17 protein-coding genes are annotated in these 18,837 nt (G+C 63.9%); 10 read left to right on the forward strand and 7 right to left on the reverse strand.

Annotated features, from left to right (window positions below; all coding sequences use genetic code 11):
- Positions 1-7: 7 nt before the first annotated feature.
- From AB7F11_RS01795 to AB7F11_RS01810, 4 genes are read right to left on the reverse strand one after another with little or no spacing between them, the layout of a single operon-like run.
- Positions 8-1,003 carry a Tim44 domain-containing protein gene (locus AB7F11_RS01795; RefSeq protein WP_428288266.1) on the reverse strand — a complete coding sequence of 332 codons (996 nt, stop codon included), beginning with the start codon at positions 1,001-1,003 and terminating at the stop codon, positions 8-10.
- A gap of 45 nt (positions 1,004-1,048) precedes the next feature.
- Positions 1,049-1,780: a bifunctional demethylmenaquinone methyltransferase/2-methoxy-6-polyprenyl-1,4-benzoquinol methylase UbiE gene (gene ubiE, locus AB7F11_RS01800; RefSeq protein WP_428288265.1), complete on the reverse strand. Its 732-nt coding sequence runs from the start codon at positions 1,778-1,780 to the stop codon at positions 1,049-1,051.
- A gap of 17 nt (positions 1,781-1,797) precedes the next feature.
- Positions 1,798-2,211, reverse strand: coding sequence for a gamma-butyrobetaine hydroxylase-like domain-containing protein (locus AB7F11_RS01805; RefSeq protein WP_428288264.1), 414 nt, complete (start codon positions 2,209-2,211; stop codon positions 1,798-1,800).
- Between the two features lie 23 nt (positions 2,212-2,234).
- Complete coding sequence (locus AB7F11_RS01810) at positions 2,235-6,113, reverse strand: DUF3683 domain-containing protein (RefSeq protein WP_428288263.1); 3,879 nt, start codon at positions 6,111-6,113, stop codon at positions 2,235-2,237.
- 175 nt (positions 6,114-6,288) lie between these two features.
- On the opposite strand from AB7F11_RS01810, the gene ugpB reads away from it, so the two are divergent.
- The 5 genes from ugpB to ugpQ all read left to right on the forward strand — a co-directional run bounded on the left by ugpB (position 6,289) and on the right by ugpQ (position 11,189).
- Complete coding sequence (ugpB, locus tag AB7F11_RS01815) at positions 6,289-7,605, forward strand: sn-glycerol-3-phosphate ABC transporter substrate-binding protein UgpB (RefSeq protein ID WP_428288262.1); 1,317 nt, start codon at positions 6,289-6,291, stop codon at positions 7,603-7,605.
- 90 nt (positions 7,606-7,695) lie between these two features.
- A complete protein-coding gene (gene ugpA, locus AB7F11_RS01820) occupies positions 7,696-8,583 on the forward strand; it encodes a sn-glycerol-3-phosphate ABC transporter permease UgpA (RefSeq protein WP_428288261.1) in 888 nt (295 codons plus the stop codon).
- Positions 8,584-8,585: 2 nt separating this feature from the next.
- Positions 8,586-9,437, forward strand: coding sequence for a sn-glycerol-3-phosphate ABC transporter permease UgpE (gene ugpE, locus AB7F11_RS01825; RefSeq protein ID WP_428288260.1), 852 nt, complete (start codon positions 8,586-8,588; stop codon positions 9,435-9,437).
- Positions 9,438-9,456: 19 nt separating this feature from the next.
- The gene (ugpC, locus tag AB7F11_RS01830) at positions 9,457-10,461 is read left to right on the forward strand and encodes a sn-glycerol-3-phosphate ABC transporter ATP-binding protein UgpC (protein WP_428288259.1); all 1,005 of its coding nucleotides are present in this window, start codon (positions 9,457-9,459) and stop codon (positions 10,459-10,461) included.
- A complete protein-coding gene (gene ugpQ, locus AB7F11_RS01835; protein WP_428288258.1) occupies positions 10,458-11,189 on the forward strand; it encodes a glycerophosphodiester phosphodiesterase in 732 nt (243 codons plus the stop codon). The genes ugpC and ugpQ overlap by 4 nt, the downstream gene beginning before the upstream one ends.
- A 12-nt stretch (positions 11,190-11,201) precedes the next feature.
- Here the strand turns inward: ugpQ and AB7F11_RS01840 are convergent, their stop codons facing one another.
- Positions 11,202-11,432 (reverse strand): hypothetical protein, encoded by a 231-nt coding sequence (locus AB7F11_RS01840; protein ID WP_428288257.1) that lies wholly within the window; start codon positions 11,430-11,432, stop codon positions 11,202-11,204.
- Between the two features lie 87 nt (positions 11,433-11,519).
- On the opposite strand from AB7F11_RS01840, the gene hemA reads away from it, so the two are divergent.
- From hemA to AB7F11_RS01865, 5 genes are all read left to right on the forward strand, one after another.
- Positions 11,520-12,818: a glutamyl-tRNA reductase gene (gene hemA, locus AB7F11_RS01845; RefSeq protein WP_428288256.1), complete on the forward strand. Its 1,299-nt coding sequence runs from the start codon at positions 11,520-11,522 to the stop codon at positions 12,816-12,818.
- A 73-nt stretch (positions 12,819-12,891) separates the two neighbouring features.
- Positions 12,892-13,980, forward strand: a complete 1,089-nt coding sequence (gene prfA / locus AB7F11_RS01850; RefSeq protein ID WP_428288255.1) for a peptide chain release factor 1 — start codon at positions 12,892-12,894, stop codon at positions 13,978-13,980.
- Positions 13,977-14,810 (forward strand): peptide chain release factor N(5)-glutamine methyltransferase, encoded by an 834-nt coding sequence (prmC, locus tag AB7F11_RS01855; protein ID WP_428288254.1) that lies wholly within the window; start codon positions 13,977-13,979, stop codon positions 14,808-14,810. The genes prfA and prmC overlap by 4 nt, the downstream gene beginning before the upstream one ends.
- Positions 14,811-14,864: 54 nt before the next feature.
- Positions 14,865-15,188 carry a Grx4 family monothiol glutaredoxin gene (gene grxD / locus AB7F11_RS01860; RefSeq protein ID WP_428288253.1) on the forward strand — a complete coding sequence of 108 codons (324 nt, stop codon included), beginning with the start codon at positions 14,865-14,867 and terminating at the stop codon, positions 15,186-15,188.
- 179 nt (positions 15,189-15,367) lie between these two features.
- On the forward strand, positions 15,368-16,372 hold the full coding sequence (locus AB7F11_RS01865) for an AAA family ATPase (protein WP_428288252.1): 1,005 nt from the start codon (positions 15,368-15,370) through the stop codon (positions 16,370-16,372).
- A 4-nt stretch (positions 16,373-16,376) separates the two neighbouring features.
- Here AB7F11_RS01865 and AB7F11_RS01870 read toward each other — a convergent pair whose 3' ends face one another.
- Both AB7F11_RS01870 and AB7F11_RS01875 read right to left on the reverse strand, forming a co-directional pair.
- Positions 16,377-17,006, reverse strand: a complete 630-nt coding sequence (locus tag AB7F11_RS01870) for a lytic transglycosylase domain-containing protein (protein WP_428288251.1) — start codon at positions 17,004-17,006, stop codon at positions 16,377-16,379.
- On the reverse strand, positions 17,003-18,748 hold the full coding sequence (locus AB7F11_RS01875) for a proline--tRNA ligase (RefSeq protein WP_428288250.1): 1,746 nt from the start codon (positions 18,746-18,748) through the stop codon (positions 17,003-17,005). Before AB7F11_RS01875 ends, AB7F11_RS01870 begins: the two co-directional genes overlap by 4 nt.
- Positions 18,749-18,837: the final 89 nt, after the last annotated feature.

Below are 18,837 nucleotides of genomic sequence, written 5' to 3' on the forward strand. Positions count from 1 at the left end.
GATGGTCTTACTGGAGCGCCTGCACGCCAGCGACAAGCCAGCCGCCCGAACCGCTCTTGGGACGGGTGATGTTCCAGACCTCGCGGAACGGGTTGGGGCCAGCAGAAGCGTCCTCGCGGATCAGGCCCGAAAATTCAACGCTGGCCATGTATTCGTCGTCCATTTCCTCGATGCCCAGCAATTGCGCGTCGAGCATGACGACTTCGGTCTTGTTCTGCACGCCAGCGCTGGCTTGCTCGCGCTCGGCGAGCTGGCTTCGGATCTGTTCCAGCATGCCGTCGGTCATCATGGCGCGCAGGCTGGGAATGTCGGAGCGGTCCCAGGCGTCCTGCAGGTTCACGAAGTTCTTCTTGGACGCACTCAGGAAGCCTTCCACATCAAAGCCCGCAGGGATACCCCAGGACTGGCTGCCACCGAGCGCGGAGCCGATCAGAGAGCCGCCGCCATGCGCGTCCCGGTTGTCCAGCGCCACCGGGCCGCTGCGCTCCCAGGGCCGGGCCGAGGCGTCGTTGCCCACGTTCTGTGGCAGGTAACTGCGCGGTGTGGCCGGGTCGTACTGCGAGTTGCCGGCCTGGGCAGCGGCCTGGTAAGCCAGGCCCTGAGAGCCTGCAGCTCGGCGGCGCATGACCATGCCGATCACCGCCATGACCACCACCGCCAGCAAGGCGAAAAGCAGGAACTGGGCGAAGGCCTCACCAAAACCCAGCGCCGAGGCCAGCCAGGCGAGACCCAGGCCGGCGGCCAAGCCACCCAGCATGGCACCCCAGGGCCGCTTCGGTGCAGTGGCAGCCGCCCCGGCCGGGTTGGCCGTGGCAGGACGCGCTGCATTCTGCGCGGGCGCCGGTGTGGCCTGCTGCTGGGCCGGCGGGGTGGTGCTGCGCTGCTGCGTCACGTTCCCCGACTGCTTGCCGAAAGACAGCCCGCCGCCCATGCGCTTGGCCCACACGTCCTGCGACCCGAGCGCCATGGCGCACACCAGAACCATCGACCACAACTTGTTCATGCCATTGCCCCCTTCAAATTACGAAAACGAAATATCACATTCGACTCAACACTTGATGCCCACGTGCAGCGCCACCACGCCCGCCGACAGATTGTGCACGTCCACATGACCAAAGCCGGCGTCGCGCATCAATTGACGCAGGGCTTCCTGCCCTGGATGCATGCGGATGGACTCGGCGAGGTAGCGGTAGCTGGCCTCGTCGTTGGCCACCAGCTTGCCCAGTTTGGGCAGCACGTTGAATGAATACCAGTCATAGGCCTTTTCCAGGGGCTTCGCCACCCGGGAAAACTCCAGCACCAGCAATTTGCCCCCCGGCTTGAGCGTGCGATACATCTCGCGCAACGCAAGTTCCTTGTGCGTCATGTTGCGCAAGCCGAAGGCCACCGACACCAGATCAAAGGAGCCGCTGGCGAAGGGCAGGTGTTCCGCATCACAGACCATGGTCGGCAGCACCACGCCATGATCGAGCAACCGGGTGCGCCCCTCTCGAAGCATGGCTTCGTTGATGTCCGTATGGACCACGCGGCCTTTCTCACCCACCTTGCGTGCAAAAGCCAGCGCCAGGTCACCGGTGCCGCCCGCAATGTCGAGCACCTGATCGCCAGGCTGCGGATGGGCCACCGCGATCGTGTAACGCTTCCACAGGCGGTGCAGGCCGGCCGACATGAGGTCGTTCATCACGTCGTACCTGGGTGCGACCGAATCGAACACGCTGCGCACGTGCCGCGCCTTCTCGCCCTCGTCCACGGTCTTGAACCCGAAATGTGTCGATGCCATGAGGTGCTCCCGTCTGCTCAGTGGCTTCCACAGGCGTGGCCGCCTTTTTCAGGCATGGGCGCATCGCGCTCCACGCCCGCGGCCACCAGGCGTGCGTTGTAATCAGCCCACAACTCCGCCTGTTTCGACCCCAGGAAATGCAGGTAGTCCCAGGAAAAGATGCCGGAACTGTGGCCGTCGCTGAAGGTCGGCTGCACCGCGTAGTTGCCCACGGGCTCGAGCGCGACGATATCCACATCACGCTTGCCGGTCTGCAGCACTTCCTGGCCCTTGCCGTGGCCCTGGACTTCGGCAGAGGGCGAGAACACGCGCATCAGTTCGAAGGGAATGCGGTATTCGCTGCCATCGGAGAACCCGACCTCCAGCACGCGCGACTGCTGATGCAAGGTGATCGATTCCGGTGTGGGGGTGTTTTTGTCCAGTCCAGCCATGGGTGTCTCCGTTGTCGACGTGGTCAGACGAGCACGCGCTCGATGCCGCCTTCGTTGGCCTTGGCCACGTACTCGGGCAGCCACTGCTCGCCCAGGATCTGGCGCGCCATCTCCACGACGATGTAATCGGCCTCAAGCAGTCCGTTCTGAAGGTCATCGGTGTAACGGGACAGTCCCTGAAGGCAGCTGGGACACGAGGTCAATATCTTGACGTTGTCTTTCTCGCCCACGGTGCCGGCCTCGCGCAATGCGGCCTCGCCCTTCTGGATTTCCTCTTCCTTGCGGAAGCGAATCTGCGTGGAGACGTCGGGCCGGGTCACGCCCAGCGTGCCCGATTCCCCGCAGCAGCGCTTGCTTTCAACCACGTTGTCACCCATCAGGCCCTTGACGGTCTTCATCGGATCCTGCAGCTTCATGGGCGTGTGGCAGGGGTCATGATAGAGGTACCCGCCCTGCCCCGTCGCCAGCGTGATGCCCTTTTCCAGCAGGTACTCGTGAATGTCGATGATGCGGCAGCCCGGGAAAATCTTGTCGAATTCGTAGCCCTGAAGCTGGTCGTAGCAGGTTCCACAGCTCACCACCACGGTCTTGATGTCCAGGTAGTTCAGCGTGTTGGCCACGCGGTGGAACAGCACCCGGTTGTCGGTGATGATCTTTTCCGCCTTGTCAAACTGCCCACTGCCGCGCTGCGGGTAGCCGCAACACAGGTAGCCCGGCGGCAGCACGGTCTGCACCCCGGCATGCCACAGCATGGCCTGCGTGGCCAGGCCCACCTGGCTGAACAGGCGCTCGGAGCCGCAGCCCGGGAAATAGAACACCGCCTCGGTCTCGGCCGTGGTGGCCACCGGATTGCGGATGATGGGCACGTAGTCCTTGTCCTCGATGTCGAGCAAGGCGCGCGCGGTCTTCTTGGGCAGGCCGCCCGGCATCTTCTTGTTGATGAAATGAATCACCTGCTCCTTGACGGGCGCAGGCCCCAGCGTGGCCGGCGGTGCGCTGGTCTGTCTGCGCGCCAGGCGCTTGAACAGGTCGTTGGCCAGGCGCTGGGCCTTGAAGCCCACGCCTACCATCGCACCCCGCATGAGCTTGATCGTTTCGGGGTTGGTGGCATTGAGGAAGAACATGGCAGCGGCGTTGCCGGGCCGGAAGCTCTTCTGTCCCATCTTGCGCAACAGGTTGCGCATGTTCATCGTCACGTCGCCGAAGTCGATCTTCACCGGGCACGGCGAGAGGCACTTGTGGCAGACCGTGCAATGGTCGGCCACGTCCTCGAACTCTTCCCAGTGCTTGATGCTGATGCCTCGACGCGTCTGTTCTTCGTACAGGAATGCCTCGATCAGCAACGAGGTGGCCAGGATCTTGTTGCGCGGCGAATAGAGCAGGTTCGCGCGCGGCACGTGCGTGGCACACACTGGCTTGCACTTGCCGCAGCGCAGGCAGTCCTTGACACTGTCGGCTATGGCGCCGATGTCGCTGCGCTGCATGATGAGCGATTCGTGGCCCATCAGGCCGAAGCTCGGCGTGTAGGCGTTGGAAAGGTCGGCGCTGCGCAGGTTGGCATCCCCCGCCGGCCCGTGGCGCAGCAGCTTGCCCTTGTTGAAGCGCCCGTCGGGATCGACGCGGCCCTTGTACTCGGCAAACGGCTGCAACTCCGCGTCGGTGAGGAACTCCAGCTTGGTGATGCCAATGCCGTGCTCACCCGAGATGACGCCGTCAAGCCGGCGCGCCAGCGCCATGATGCGGGCCACAGCCTCGTGCGCGGTCTGCAACATTTCGTAGTCGTCGCTGTTGACCGGGATGTTGGTGTGCACGTTGCCGTCACCCGCGTGCATGTGCAGCGCCACCCACACGCGGCCTTTGAGCACGCGCTGGTGGATGGCATTGCATTCGGCCAGCAAGGGCCCGAAGGCGGCGCCGGCAAAGATCTGCTGCAGCGGTGCGCGGATCTGTGTCTTCCAGCTCGCGCGCAGGCGGTGGTCCTGCAACTGAGGGAACAGGGTTTCCACGTCGCGCAGCCAGCTTGTCCATTGCGTGCGCACCCCGCGCACCAAAGCCAGGGCTTGCTGCACACGATCCTCCAGCAGTTCGGCACTGGGAATGTCGCTGGCGTCGTCGGTCTTGCCCAACGGCAGATGACCCTTGGTGAAGAAGTTCTCCAGTGCCTCGCACAGCTTGAGCTTGTTGCGCAGCGAGAGTTCGATGTTGATGCGCTCAATGCCTTCGGTGTACTCGCCCATGCGTGGCAGCGGAATCACCACGTCCTCGTTGATCTTGAAGGCGTTGGTGTGCTTGCTGATGGCCGCGGTGCGCTTGCGGTCGAGCCAGAACTTCTTGCGCGCCTCAGGGCTGATGGCAATGAAGCCCTCGCCGCTGCGCGAGTTGGCCAGGCGGATCACCTCGCTGGTGGCGCGGGCCACGGCGTCGGCGTCGTCGCCCACGATGTCGCCAACGAGCACCATCTTGGGCAGCGTGCCGCGCTTGCTCTTGGTGGCATAGCCGACCGCCTTGAGGTAGCGGTCGTCCAAGTGTTCCAGGCCGGCCAGTATCGCCCCGCCCGGCCGCTTCATCTCGCCGAACATAAAGTCCTTGATGTCGACGATGGAGGGCACGCAGTCGCGCGGGTTGCCAAAGAATTCCAGGCACACCGTGCGCACGTGCTGCGGCATGCGGTGCACCACCCAGCGCGCGCTGGTGATCAGACCGTCGCAGCCTTCTTTCTGAATGCCGGGCAGACCGCTCAGGAATTTGTCGGTGACGTCCTTGCCCAGACCTTCTTTGCGGAAGGTCCTGCCTGGAATCGCCAATTGTTCGGTGCGCACAGGCGTGGTGCCATCGGCCTCGAAGTACTTCAGCTCGAAGCTGGCCACCTCGGCATCATGTATCTTGCCCAGGTTGTGATCGGTGCGCGTGACCTCCAGCCATTGCGCCTGGGGCGTCACCATGCGCCAGCTCACCAGATTGTCCAGCGCAGTGCCCCAGAGCACGGCCTTCTTGCCGCCCGCATTCATGGCAATGTTGCCTCCGATGCACGATGCCTCGGCACTGGTCGGGTCCACCGCGAACACGTGCCCGGCCCGTTCGGCTGCATCCGACACCCGTTGCGTGACCACGCCTGCCTCTGTCCAGATGGTGGGCAGCGGCTGGTCGTGGCCGGGCACCGCGACCCATTCGACCTCGGTCATGGCTTCGAGCTTTTCGGTGTTGATCACTGCGCTCTTCCACGTCAATGGAATGGCACCACCGGTGTAGCCGGTGCCGCCGCCGCGCGGAATGATCGTCAGGCCGAGTTCGAAGCAACCTTTGACCAGCAGGGCCATCTCGCCCTCGGTGTCGGGTGTGAGCACCACAAAGGGGTATTCGACGCGCCAGTCGGTCGCGTCCGTCACGTGGGAGACGCGCGAGAGTCCGTCGAACTTGATGTTGTCGCGCGCGGTGAGCCTGCGCAGCACCTTGTTGGCCCGTTGGCGCAGGGTTGCCATGTCTTCGAACGAGCGGGCAAAACGGTCCACTGCCGCGCGGGCCGCGGTCAACAGCTCGGCCACGAGCGCATCGCGCGCGCCATCGTCCTGCGGCGTGCGGCGCTTCTGCACCTCGCCCAGGCGGTGGTGAAGGGCTTCCACCAGCTGCTGGCGGCGTTTGGCGCTGTCCAGCAGGTCGTCCTGCAAGTAGGGATTGCGTTGCACCACCCAGATGTCGCCAAGCACCTCGTACAACATTCGGGCCGAGCGCCCGGTGCGGCGCTCGCCACGCAGTCCATCCAGCAGCGACCAGGCGCGCTCGCCCAGCAAACGCAGGACGATTTCACGATCCGAGAAGGAGGTGTAGTTGTAGGGAATCTCGCGCAGGCGCGGCGCTTCGTCGGTGGGTGTGGCGATCAGCGAGAGCGGCGTGGGTGCGTTCATGTGTGTGGCAGTCGCCAGCATGACAGGGATGAACCCAGGATGGTACCGCAGCGCAACATACACCCACCCCTCTTATGGAAACCCCTGTTGTCATGGCCAGGAAACGCCGTTGCAATCGTTTCGTCACACAAGACTCATACGCTACCCCGTTCCCGACACCCCTCTAGGAGCATTCATGCACAAGCGACTTCTTCCCCTGTCCGGCGCCCTGGCGCTCGCCGCCTTGATGAGCGGCCCCGCCCATGCCCAGACGGAAATTCAGTGGTGGCACTCCATGACCGGCGGCCTCAACGACTGGGTGATCGACCTGGCCAACGGCTTCAACGCCAGCCAGAAGGAATTCAAGATCGTGCCCACTTACAAGGGCACCTACGACGAAACCATGCCGGCCGCGGTGGCGGCCTTCCGTGCCGGCAACGCGCCCCACATTCTTCAGGTGTATGAGGTGGGCACCGCCACCATGATGGCCGCCAAGGGTGCGGTCGTGCCAGTGGGCAAGGTGATGGCGGATGCGGGCTACAAATTCGATTCCAAGGCCTACATTCCCGCGGTCGTCGGTTACTACACCGCGCCCAACGGGCAGATGCTCAGCTTCCCGCTCAACAGCTCGACCACCATCTTCAACTACAACAAAGACCTGTTCAAGAAGGCCGGCCTCGACCCCAACCAGCCGCCCAAGACCTGGCCGGAGGTGGTGCTGGCCGCCGCCAAGCTCAAGGCGTCCGGTGTGAGCTGTCCCTTCACCACGAGCTGGCAGGGCTGGACCCAGCTGGAGAGCTTCTCCACCTGGCACAACACCGAGTTCGCCAGCAAGGGCAACGGGTTTGGCGGCACCAGTTCGCGCCTCACCTTTAACAGCCCGCTGCACGTGCGCCACATCGAGAACCTGGCCAACATGGCCAAGCAGGGACTGTTCGTGTACCGAGGCCGGGGCAACTCGGGCGACGCGCCGTTCTACTCGGGGGAGTGCGCCATGGCCACGGCGTCTTCGTCCACCTACGCCAGCATCAAGAAAAACGCCAAGTTCGACTTCGGCATCGCCCCACTGCCTTACTACCCGGACGTGGCCGGTGCGCCTCAGAACACGGTGATCGGTGGCGCTTCACTGTGGGTGATGGCCGGCAAGAAAGCCCCTGAATACAAGGGCGTGGCCGCGTTCTTCAACTATCTGACCAATGCCGAGATCCAGGCCAAGAGCCACCAGCGCACCGGCTACCTGCCGATCACGCTGGCTTCGTTCGAAGCCACCGAAAAGTCGGGCTTCTACAAACAGAATCCCGGCACCGACGTCGCCGTGAACCAGATGATCCGCAAGACCACGGAAAAGTCGCGCGGCATCCGCCTGGGCAACTTCGTGCAGATCCGGGCCATTGAGGACGAAGAACTGGAGCAGGTCTGGGCTGGCAAGAAATCCGCCAAGGAGGCCTTGGACAGCGCGGTCAAGCGCGGCAACGAACTGCTGGTCCGATTCGAGGCCGCCAACAAGAACTGAGTATGCTTGCCGGGGCGGCATGGTTCACATGCCGCCCCGTTTTGCGCGCGCAGCGCATGAGTCCGCTCCCACCCACCGCCATTGGCACGCATGGCCTCTGAAAAACGCGTCGTTTTCCGTTCCAGCTGGTTGCCATGGGCCTTGCTCGCGCCCCAGGTCTTCGTCATCCTGGTGTTTTTCTTCTGGCCAGCAGGCCAGGCGCTGCTGCAATCGTTCCAGCAGTCGGATGCATTCGGCATTTCCACCGAGTGGGTGGGTCTGCAGAATTTCCGAAATCTGCTCGATGACGACACCTACCTGGCTTCGTTCAAGACGACAGCGGTTTTCTCCGTGCTGGTTGCGAGCCTGGGCATCGGCATCTCGCTGGTGCTGGCGGTGTTTGCCGACCGGGTGGTCAAGGCCACGCTGATCTACCGGACCCTGCTGATCTGGCCGTACGCCGTGGCGCCTGCGGTCGCGGGGGTGTTGTGGCTGTTCATGCTGGCGCCTTCCATTGGCGTCATTTCCTACGCCCTGCGCGCCATCGGCATCGAATGGAACAGCCTGCTCAACAGCAACCACGCCATGACGTTGATCGTGCTGGCCTCGGTCTGGAAGCAGATCTCGTACAACTTCCTGTTTTTCCTGGCCGGACTGCAGAGCATCCCCAAATCGCTCATCGAAGCAGCCGCCATCGACGGCGCGCAGCCTTGGCGCCGTTTCTGGACGATCCAGTTTCCGCTGCTTTCACCCACCACGTTCTTCCTGTTCGTGATCAACGTGGTCTATGCCTTCTTCGACACCTTCGCCATCGTGGATGCTGCCACGCAGGGCGGCCCCGGCAAGGACACCGCGATTCTGGTCTACAAGGTCTACTACGACGGATTCAAGGCGCTGGATCTGGGCGGATCGGCCGCGCAGTCGGTGGTGCTGATGGTCATTGTCATTGCGCTCACGGTGGTGCAGTTCCGCTTCGTCGAGAAGAAGGTTCAATACTGATTATGATTGAACGACGCCCCGGCCTCACCCTTCTGTCCCATGCGGTGCTCATCCTGGGCGTGCTGGTCGTGGCCTTCCCGCTGTACCTCACCTTCGTCGCCTCGACCCAGACCGCAGACGCCATCGTGCAGGCCCCCATGTCGCTGCTGCCCGGCGATCAATTGATCGAGAACTACACCGCCGCGCTCAAAGGCACCGGCATGGGCGCGGCGTCGAATGCACCCGTGGGCCGCATGATGATGGTGAGCCTGATCACGGCGCTGGTGATCGCCATCGGCAAGATCGCCATCTCGCTGCTCTCGGCGTTTGCCATTGTCTACTTCCGCTTCCCGTTTCGCATGTTGTTCTTCTGGGCCATCTTCGTCACACTGATGCTGCCGGTGGAGGTTCGCATCGGCCCCACCTACGCCGTGGTGGCCAACCTGGGCATGCTCAACACCTATGCGGGTCTCACGGTGCCGCTGATCGCTTCGGCCACCGCAACGTTCCTGTTCCGTCAGTTCTTTTTGACGGTGCCCGACGAACTGGTGGAAGCCGCTCGCATGGACGGCGCGGGGCCCATGCGCTTCTTCAAGGACGTGTTGCTCCCGCTGTCGGTGACGTCCATCGCCGCTCTGTTCGTGATCCAGTTCATCTACGGCTGGAACCAGTACCTGTGGCCCTTGCTCGTCACCACCGAAGAAAGCATGTACCCGGTGGTGATCGGCATCAAACGCATGATCAGCGGCGGCGACGCCGCCACCGACTGGAACATCGTCATGGCCACGGCGATCCTGGCCATGATTCCACCTGCGCTGGTCGTCATTCTCATGCAGCGCTGGTTCGTCAAGGGTCTGGTGGACACCGAGAAGTAAGCGAAAGACCGAGAACAACATGGCCTCCATTTCCCTGCGCAACGTCGTCAAACGCTACCGCACCGGCAAGACCGAGCTGCAAGTCATCCACGGCGTGAACGCCGAGATCACCAACGGCGAATTCATCGTCATCGTTGGTCCATCCGGTTGCGGCAAATCCACGTTGCTTCGAATGGTGGCGGGCCTGGAGGAGATCAGCGGTGGCGACATCTGCATCGGCGAGCGTGTGGTCAACCAGCTCGAACCCGCCGAGCGCGACATCGCCATGGTGTTCCAGAACTACGCGCTCTACCCGCACATGACCGTGTTCGACAACATGGCCTATGGGCTCAAGATCAAGAAAGTGCCGATCGACGAGATCAAACAACGCGTGGACAAGGCAGCGGGCATTCTCGAACTCGGCCATCTGCTCGCCCGCAAGCCTCGCGAACTCTCTGGCGGTCAGCGCCAGCGCGTGGCCATGGGACGCGCCATCGTGCGCCAACCGCAGGTGTTCCTGTTCGACGAACCGCTCTCCAACCTCGACGCCAAGCTGCGCGCACAGACCCGGCTGGAGATACAGAAGCTGCATCGTGAGCTGGGCATCACCTCGCTGTTCGTCACCCACGATCAGGTCGAAGCCATGACGCTGGCCGAGCGCATGATCGTGATGAACGCGGGCCGCATGGAGCAGTTCGGTACACCCGAGGAGGTGTACTCCCGCCCAGCCACCACCTTTGTGGCCAGCTTCATCGGCTCGCCGCCCATGAACCTGCTCAAGAATGCACCCGGCGGTCGCGATGGCAGCATCCTGGGTATCCGACCCGAGCACCTGGACATCGGCTCCGAAGGCTGGGCTCTGAAGGTGGAAACCGTGGAACTGCTAGGGGCCGAACGCCTGGTGCATGCGCGCCTGGACGACGAGCAACTCATCATCCGCACCCACGAAGACCAGGGTGCCCCGGCCATCGGCAGCATCATTCGCGCCAAGCCCCGGGAAGACCGCGTGCACTGGTTCAACGCCGAAACCGGGCAGCGCCTGTGACATTCCCCAGGTGGATTGCCCACCGGGGCGCAGGCAAGCTGGCACCTGAAAACACACTGGCCGCGTTCCGGCTGGGTGCTGCCTGCGGCTATCGCATGTACGAGTGTGACGCCAAGCTCAGCGCCGATGGCGTGGTGTTCCTGCTGCACGATGCGACGCTGGAGCGCACCACCAACGGCCAGGGCCTGGCGGGCAACGTGGCCTGGAGCACGCTCAGCCGGCTCGACGCTGGCGGTTGGCATTCACGGGCCTTCGCAGGCGAGCCGCTGGCCACGCTGGAGAGCGTGGCACGTCACTGCCAGGCCAATGGCCACTGGCTGAACATCGAAATCAAGCCCACGCCCGGCCTGGAAGCTCAGACCGGACGGGCCGTGGCCCTGGAAGCATCGCGCCTGTGGGCTGACGACCCTGCGCATGCCCCTTTTCTCACCTCGTTCCGGCCCGATGCGCTGATGGGCGCACGCGAAGCGGCGCCCGATCTGCGGCGCGGCTTGCTGCTGGACTCCTTGTGGGACGGCTGGCTGGAGGCCGCCATTCGGTTGGGCTGTGTGGCTCTGGTGTGCAACCACGCTCTCTGGGACGCCAGCACGGTTGCACTGGCGCGCGGCGCGGGTCTTCGCACCCTCGCCTACACCGTCAACGACGAGTGGGCCGCCGAGCGACTCTTGCTGCTCGGGCTCGACGGCATCATCACCGACCGGGTGGACCTGTTCGCGCCGGTCGACTGAACCCGGCCAAGATCAGCGGCGGCGGTGCAACCACCACGCCAGTGTGCCCTGCACCACAACAAGTGCTGCATAGGTGGCGATCTTGCCGTCGCGCCCGAAGTACACCAGACCCGCCAGCAGCACCACCACGCCGGCCACCACCAGCATGAAGGCTTCCAGTCGCGCACCTGGTGCTGCACGTCCGGCGCGGCGCAGGCGGGGCAAGCCCCAAAGGATGCAAGCCACCACCAAGGCTGGTGCCATGAACCCAGCAAGATGCCCCAGAAAGCCGAGAAGTGTCATTTCAAGTTGACAGTGACATGCATAAGGGATCAATTTTATAATCAGCGCATGTCTGTCTGGGCCCTGGGCATCAACCACAACACGGCGCCGCTCGATCTGAGAGGCCGTTTTGCCTTTGCACTCGATCAGATCCAACCCACCCTGCACGGGTATCGCCAGAGCCTGGCACGCCAGCCCGAGGCCACGCTGCTCTCCACCTGCAACCGCACCGAACTCTACGGCGCGGGTGATCAGTCGGCGGTGGACCCCACAATGGAATGGCTGGCTCAGACCGGCGGCGTGAGCAGCCATGTGCTGCGCGACCACGCCTATGTGTTGCGCGACGATCAGGCCGCGCGCCACGCCTTCCGGGTCGCCAGCGGGCTCGACAGCATGGTGCTGGGCGAAGCCCAGATCCTGGGTCAGATGAAGGACGCGGTTCGAGCTGCAAGTGATGCAGGTGCCCTGGGTACCACGCTGCACCAGCTGTTCCAGCGCTCGTTCGCGGTAGCCAAGGAAGTGCGCAGCTCCACCGAGATAGGTGCCCATTCCATCAGCATGACAGCCGCCGCCGTGCGCCTGGCGTCCCAGTTGTTCGAAGATCTGCGCGACATCAAGGTGCTGTTCGTCGGCGCGGGCGAGATGATCGAACTGGCCGCCACACACTTTGCGGCCCGAACACCCAAGAGCATGGCGATTGCCAACCGCACGCTGGAACGCGGTGAGAAGCTCGCCAGCCGCTTTGGCGCCGAAGTGATGCGCCTGGCCGACGTGCCTGATCGGCTCCACGAATTCGATGCCGTCATCAGCTGCACTGCCAGCACGCTGCCCATCATCGGATTGGGCGCCGTGGAGCGCGCGGTGAAGAAGCGCCGCCACCGCCCGATGTTCATGGTCGATCTGGCCGTGCCGCGCGACATCGAGCCCGAGGTCAAGGCGTTGTCCGACGTGTATCTCTACACCGTTGACGACCTGGCCACCGTGGTGCAGACCGGCAAAGACCATCGACAAGCCGCTGTGGCGCAGGCCGAGGCCATCATTGATGCAGGGGTGCTCAGCTTCATGCACTGGATGGAGCAACGCGATCCGGCTCACGGCGTGGTGCCGTTGATTCAACAGATCAATGCTCAGGCAGACGAATGGCGCGCGGTCGAACTTACCCGCGCACGTCGCTTGCTGGCCAAAGGCGAACCGGTAGAGGCCGTGCTGGAAGCCCTCTCGCGCGGTCTCACCCAGAAGATGTTGCACGGCACACTGGCCGAACTGCACACGGGTGACAGCGCCTCGCGTGCCGCCACGGCGCAGACGGTGTCCCGGCTGTTCCTGCGCGACGAAACGCCCCGATCCACGCGCGACGCGCAACCCTAGCTCTGAGGCTCGACGCTTGGTCACAGCGGGTCCATGCCCGCGCCGGCCTGCTTGGGTCATTCCTTTTTTCTCCATGAAACCCTTTGTCCGCGACACCCTGCTGCGCCAACGTGCGCGGCTGCATGAGCTCGACGCCCTGCTGTCCGCCCCCGACGTGGTCGACGACATGGAACGGTTCCGCGCCCTGAGCCGTGAACATGCAGATGCCTCCAACGTCGTCGAGGTGTTCAACCGCTACCTGCAACGCGAGGCCGACCTCGACTCGGCCAGAGACATGCTGAACGATGCCGACATGGCCGAGATGGCGCAGGAGGAAATCCACCACGCCGAAGCCGACCTCGATCGGCTGGACGGTGAGCTGCAACAGCTTCTGCTGCCCAAGGACCCGGACGACGAACGCAATGCGTTTGTGGAAATCCGCGCCGGAACCGGCGGAGACGAGTCGGCCCTGTTTGCAGGCGATCTGGCGCGGCTGTACACCCGCTACGCCGAGCGGCAGCGCTGGCTGGTGGAGATCGTGAGCGAATCACCCAGCGAGCTCGGTGGCTACAAGGAAGTGGTGCTGCGCATCGCCGGTTCAGGCGCGTACGGCCGCCTGCGCTTCGAGTCTGGCGGCCATCGCGTGCAGCGTGTACCGGCGACCGAAACGCAGGGCCGCATTCACACCAGTGCAGCCACCGTGGCCGTCATGCCCGAGCCAGACGAAACGCAGGCGGTGCAGCTCAACCCCGGTGAGTTGCGCATCGACACTTTCCGCGCCAGCGGCGCCGGGGGTCAGCATATCAACAAGACGGACTCCGCCGTGCGCGTGACCCACTTGCCCACCGGCATCACCGCCGAATGCCAGGATGGCCGCTCGCAGCACAGCAACAAGGCCAAGGCCTTGCAGGTGCTCACGGCTCGCCTGCAGGAAAAAGAGCGCAGTGAACGTGCCGCCGCCGAGGCGGCCACCCGCAAGGGCCTGATCGGCAGCGGCGACCGGAGCGACCGTATCCGCACCTACAACTTTCCTCAAGGCCGGCTGACAGATCACCGGATCAACCTCACCCTCTACAAGCTCCTGCAGGTGATGGAAGGCGACCTTGACGACGTGATCCACGCGCTGCAGGTGGCACGCGGCACCGAACTGCTGGCCGAACTCGAACAGCGCAACGGCACATGACGCTGGGCGACACGCTGACCCAACTGCAGCGCGACGGCCTGGACCGGCTGGATGCCCAGATGCTGTTGCTCATGGCCCTGGGGCGCAATCCCCACGACCGCGCCTGGTTGATCGCCCATGACGACGACGCGCTGCCGACCGAGGTCGAAGCCGCACTGGGCGCTCTCACGCGGCGCCGCCTTCGGGGCGAACCCATGGCATACCTGCGAGGCGAACAGGAGTTCTTCGGGCTCGTGCTGAAGGTCGATGCCAGGGTACTGGTGCCGCGCGCCGACACGGAAACCCTGGTCCATTGGGCACTGGAGGTGGCCGACAGCGTGCAGCGGCACGCACGCGTGCTCGACCTGGGCACCGGCAGCGGCGCGATCGCGCTGGCCATCAAAGCAGCCCGCCCAGAGCTGGCGGTGGCGGCCACCGACGCCAGTGATCCCGCGCTCGAGGTCGCGCGCGCCAACGCGCAACGCCTGGGGCTGGCGATAACGTTTGGCGCCGGCAACTGGTTGGCGGCTGTGGTCGGCCAGTCATTTGACCTGATCGTGAGCAACCCACCCTACATTGCTGCAGAAGATCAACATCTGGTCGCACTGACCCATGAGCCCCGCGCGGCCCTGAGTTCGGGCACCGATGGCCTGGACGACATCCGCCTGCTGGTCACCAGCGCACCCCAGGCGCTCGTGCCCGGCGGCTGGCTGCTGCTGGAGCATGGGCACGACCAGGCCAGCGCCGTTCGATCCCTGCTTGAGGCGGCGGGATTCGCACAGGTCGGCAGCCGCACCGACCTCGCGGGCATCGAGCGTTGCAGCGGCGGCCAATGGCCTCTGCAGCGATAATGGGGATCGTTTACGGGTCTTGCCCGACCCACTCTGCATAAGGACTCTTCAGCCATGAGCGACGCACAAACCCGCATCGACCAACTGGTCAAATCCAACGACATCGTGCTGTTCATGAAAGGCAGCGCGAGCTTTCCCATGTGCGGCTTCTCGGGCCGCGCGATCCAGATCCTGAAAGCCTGCGGCGTGGAAACCAAAACGCTCAAAACCGTCAACGTGCTCGAGGACGACGGCATCCGCCAGGGCATCAAGGAATACAGCAACTGGCCCACCATCCCCCAGCTCTACGTGAAAGGCGAATTCGTGGGCGGCTCGGACATCATGATGGAGATGTACCAGTCGGGCGAATTGCAGCAGGTCATCAACGGCCAGGCCTGATCTCGGCAGGCGCCTCATCCGGCCACCTTCGGGTGGCTTTTTGTTTTCTGGACTGCGGCATTTCGCACGTCTCGCGTCGGTCCTTGGGATTGAACGCAACAAGTGTGGTACTTCGGCATTGAGATCGGGCACGTCTTGTGCTTGAATGAATTCGTCGCCGAACCCCACAGGAGAATCGCATGAGCTCTCGCAGCCTGGTCGCTTCACCCTCCCTTGGTCTGCCCATCGCCCAGATGCGCAGCGTGTTCAGCGCCGACGACGTCGAGCGCAAACTGGCGCACCTGCAGGCCAGCGGCAATGAACGCGATTACGAAGGCCTGCGCAACACATGGCAACGCATGCTCGAACGCGGCCCCCAGCGGTTTGCCGTCAAGCCTTCAGGCGTGCCCGACATGGCACCACTCTACGACCTGCTGCCCAACTTTGGTGAGGTGCTCGACGACGTGAAGCGCCACGTGGCGCTGAGCCAGGACAGCCGCGACAGCCTGGAAGTAACGCCCATCCTCCTGCTTGGCCCACCTGGCGTGGGCAAGACGCACTTCGCCCGCCAGCTCGCCGACCTGCTTGGCACGAGCATGAGCCTGGTGCCCATGAGCTCCATGACCGCCGGCTGGCTGCTCTCGGGTTCATCTTCCCAATGGAAGGGCGCCAAACCCGGCAAGGTGTTCGAGGCGCTGGTGGATGGCCAGTACGCCAACCCCGTGATCGTGGTGGACGAGATCGACAAGGCCAGCGCTGACGCACAGTACGACCCGCTGGGGGCGCTGTACAGCCTGTTGGAACACGACACCGCGCAAAACTTTGTGGACGAGTTTGCCGAGGTGCCGATCGACGCCAGCCAGGTCATCTGGGTGACCACCGCCAACCACGAGCGGAGCATCCCCGAGCCCATCCTCAACCGAATGAACGTGTTCGAAATCGCGCCGCCCACACCAGAAGCGGCCCGCAAGATCGCGGCCCACCTTTATCGCAGCATCCGCAGCGAGCACGACTGGGGCCAGCGCTTCGACCCGGAACCGGCAGACGACGTGCTCGACGCCCTGGCCTCACTGGCACCTCGAGAAATGCGGCGCGCCCTGGTCACCGCCTTTGGCAACGCCCGGCTGGACAACCGCTACAGCCTGGAGACCGACGACCTGCCCAAGGTGGGAGCAGGCAAGGGGCGCATCGGCTTCATGCAATAGCCCGCTACGAGTCGGGGTGGGTCCAGTTCTTTGACGCTGCGTAGACGGCGTTGGGATACTCGGCGCGCCCCCGGCTGCCGTTGTAGCGCCCAAGCGCCAGAAACGTGTCGCCACGCTCGCGATCCAGGTAGTGGCGCAGGATCACGCAGCCAAAACGCAGATTGGTCTGCATGTTGAACAGGCGGCCCACCTCGCCGTCTCCAATGAGGCGCGACCAGAACGGCATGATCTGCATATAGCCACGAGCGCCCACGCGTGAGATGGCGAATTTGCGAAAAGCGCTCTCCACCTGGATCAACCCCAACACCATGGTGGTGTCCAGCCCGGCGCGCTTGGATTCGTACCACACTGTTTGCAAAAACTCGATCCGGGTCTGGAAATCGGTCTTGCGCCGATGCAGACGGTCGCTCATGGCGCCCAGCCAGCGGAGGTAGGCGAGCCTTTTTGCCTGATCGCTGAACTCCGGCACGGGCGGCGCGTTGTTGGCGATGGCCGCACTCAAGGCGCTGCGCACAGAGTCGGCCAGCGGTTCTTCCAGTTGGCCACCCGCGCCGGCGGCGCCCGGCCAAACCGCCAGGCCAAGCGACACCGCCCCGTACAAGCAGTCCCGCCGCGACCAGACAGGCAGACTCATGCCGTGAGCTTGCTCTGGACAAACACGAGCAAGTCAGAAAGGTTCACCGGCGTGGCCGCGCTGTCTCGGCGATGCTGGTATTCCACTTGTCCCGCTTTGAGGCCACGCTCGCCGATGGTCACGCGGTGCGGCACACCGATCAGTTCCCAATCGGCAAACATGGCGCCTGGGCGCTCACCCCGATCGTCGAGGATCACATCCACACCTGCAGCCATCAGGTCATCGTGCAGGCGCATGGCGGCCTGTTTCACATCCGCACTGCGGTCCATGCCGATCGGGCAGATCACCAGCGTGAAAGGCGCCAACGCATCAGGCCAGATGATGCCCCGTTCGTCGTGGTTCTGCTCGATGGCTGCTGCCGGCAGGCGCGTGATGCCAATGCCGTAGCATCCCATCTCGAAGAACGCGGGCTTGCCGTCTTCGCCCAGAAAAGTGGCGTTCATGGCCTTGCTGTACTTGGTGCCCAGGTAGAACACATGGCCCACCTCGATGCCACGCTCGATGGCCAGAGCACCCTTGCCGTCGGGCGACGCATCGCCCTCGACGACATTGCGCAGATCGGCGATCCGCTCAGGCTCGGGCAGGTCGCGGCCCCAGTTCACGCCAGTCATGTGGAAATCCGGTTCGTTGGCGCCACAGATCCAGTCGGCCAGCACGGCCACCTCGCGATCCACCACGAGGTTCACCGGTTTCTTCAGGCCTATTGGCCCCAGATAGCCTGGCTTGCAGCCAAAGTGCGCCTCAATCTCCGGCAGCGTGGCAAATCGAAACCCCGCGTCGAGACCCACGACTTTGGACACCTTGACCTCGTTCATGTCGTGATCGCCACGCAGCAGCAGCAGCCATACCTGACTCTTGACCGTTTCTCCCGCTTCGTTGAGCTCGTCGGTGGCGAGCACGAGCGACTTGACGGTGGTGGCCAGCGGCACGCCCAGCAAAGTGGCCACATCGGCACAGGTGCTCTGGCCAGGCGTCGGCGCCTTGACCATGGCGTTGGAGGCGCCGGGCCGAGGACCCGCAGGCGCCAGCGCTTCGGCCTTCTCCATGTTGGCGGCGTAGTCGCTGCCCGGGCAGTAGACGATGGCATCTTCGCCGGTGGCCGCGATGACCTGGAACTCCTCGGAAAGATCGCCACCAATCGCGCCACTGTCGGCTGCCACGGCGCGGTAGCGCAAACCAAAGCGGTCAAAGATGTTTCGGTAGGCCGCAGCCATTGCCTGGTAGCTCATCTGTGCCGCTTCGCCATCGCGGTCGAAGCTGTAAGCGTCCTTCATGATGAATTCGCGCCCCCGCATGAGGCCAAAGCGCGGGCGACGCTCGTCGCGAAACTTGGTCTGGATCTGGTAGAAATTCTTCGGCAGCTGCTTGTAGCTGCGCAGCTCCTGGCGTGCGATGTCGGTGACCACTTCCTCACTCGTTGGCTGCACCACGAAATCGCGATCGTGCCGGTCCTGGATACGCAGCAACTCGGGTCCCATTTTTTCAAAACGGCCCGTCTCCTGCCAAAGTTCGGCGGGCTGGATCACCGGCATCGTGAGTTCTACCGCTCCAGCGCGGTTCATCTCTTCACGCACGATCGCCTCCACCTTGTGGATGACGCGCAGGCCCATGGGCATGTAGCTGTAGATGCCGGCACCCAGCTTCTTGATCATGCCGGCGCGCGTCATGAGCTGATGGCTGACCACTTCGGCGTCCGACGGGGCTTCCTTGAGGGTCGAGATAAAGAACTGCGAGGCTTTCATGGAGGCACCAGGATTCTGCCCGAGGCAGGATGTGAAGGTCAGTCAGGGGGTTCGGATGCGCCGCACGGATCCCGACGGGAACCGTCCGC

It is taken from the genome of Hydrogenophaga sp. (assembly GCF_050250835.1).
Lineage (GTDB): Bacteria > Pseudomonadota > Gammaproteobacteria > Burkholderiales > Burkholderiaceae_C > Hydrogenophaga.

What these genes read in the sequence shown, in the direction of transcription:
- AB7F11_RS01795 (WP_428288266.1), bottom strand. Translation starts at nt 1,003, where the DNA reads ATGAACAAGTTGTGGTCGATGGTTCTGGTGTGCGCCATGGCGCTCGGG.
- ubiE (WP_428288265.1), bottom strand. Translation starts at nt 1,780, where the DNA reads ATGGCATCGACACATTTCGGGTTCAAGACCGTGGACGAGGGCGAGAAG.
- AB7F11_RS01805 (WP_428288264.1), bottom strand. Translation starts at nt 2,211, where the DNA reads ATGGCTGGACTGGACAAAAACACCCCCACACCGGAATCGATCACCTTG.
- AB7F11_RS01810 (WP_428288263.1), bottom strand. Translation starts at nt 6,113, where the DNA reads ATGAACGCACCCACGCCGCTCTCGCTGATCGCCACACCCACCGACGAA.
- ugpB (WP_428288262.1), top strand. Translation starts at nt 6,289, where the DNA reads ATGCACAAGCGACTTCTTCCCCTGTCCGGCGCCCTGGCGCTCGCCGCC.
- ugpA (WP_428288261.1), top strand. Translation starts at nt 7,696, where the DNA reads ATGGCCTCTGAAAAACGCGTCGTTTTCCGTTCCAGCTGGTTGCCATGG.
- ugpE (WP_428288260.1), top strand. Translation starts at nt 8,586, where the DNA reads ATGATTGAACGACGCCCCGGCCTCACCCTTCTGTCCCATGCGGTGCTC.
- ugpC (WP_428288259.1), top strand. Translation starts at nt 9,457, where the DNA reads ATGGCCTCCATTTCCCTGCGCAACGTCGTCAAACGCTACCGCACCGGC.
- AB7F11_RS01840 (WP_428288257.1), bottom strand. Translation starts at nt 11,432, where the DNA reads ATGGCACCAGCCTTGGTGGTGGCTTGCATCCTTTGGGGCTTGCCCCGC.
- hemA (WP_428288256.1), top strand. Translation starts at nt 11,520, where the DNA reads ATGTCTGTCTGGGCCCTGGGCATCAACCACAACACGGCGCCGCTCGAT.
- prfA (WP_428288255.1), top strand. Translation starts at nt 12,892, where the DNA reads ATGAAACCCTTTGTCCGCGACACCCTGCTGCGCCAACGTGCGCGGCTG.
- prmC (WP_428288254.1), top strand. Translation starts at nt 13,977, where the DNA reads ATGACGCTGGGCGACACGCTGACCCAACTGCAGCGCGACGGCCTGGAC.
- grxD (WP_428288253.1), top strand. Translation starts at nt 14,865, where the DNA reads ATGAGCGACGCACAAACCCGCATCGACCAACTGGTCAAATCCAACGAC.
- AB7F11_RS01865 (WP_428288252.1), top strand. Translation starts at nt 15,368, where the DNA reads ATGAGCTCTCGCAGCCTGGTCGCTTCACCCTCCCTTGGTCTGCCCATC.
- AB7F11_RS01870 (WP_428288251.1), bottom strand. Translation starts at nt 17,006, where the DNA reads ATGAGTCTGCCTGTCTGGTCGCGGCGGGACTGCTTGTACGGGGCGGTG.
- AB7F11_RS01875 (WP_428288250.1), bottom strand. Translation starts at nt 18,748, where the DNA reads ATGAAAGCCTCGCAGTTCTTTATCTCGACCCTCAAGGAAGCCCCGTCG.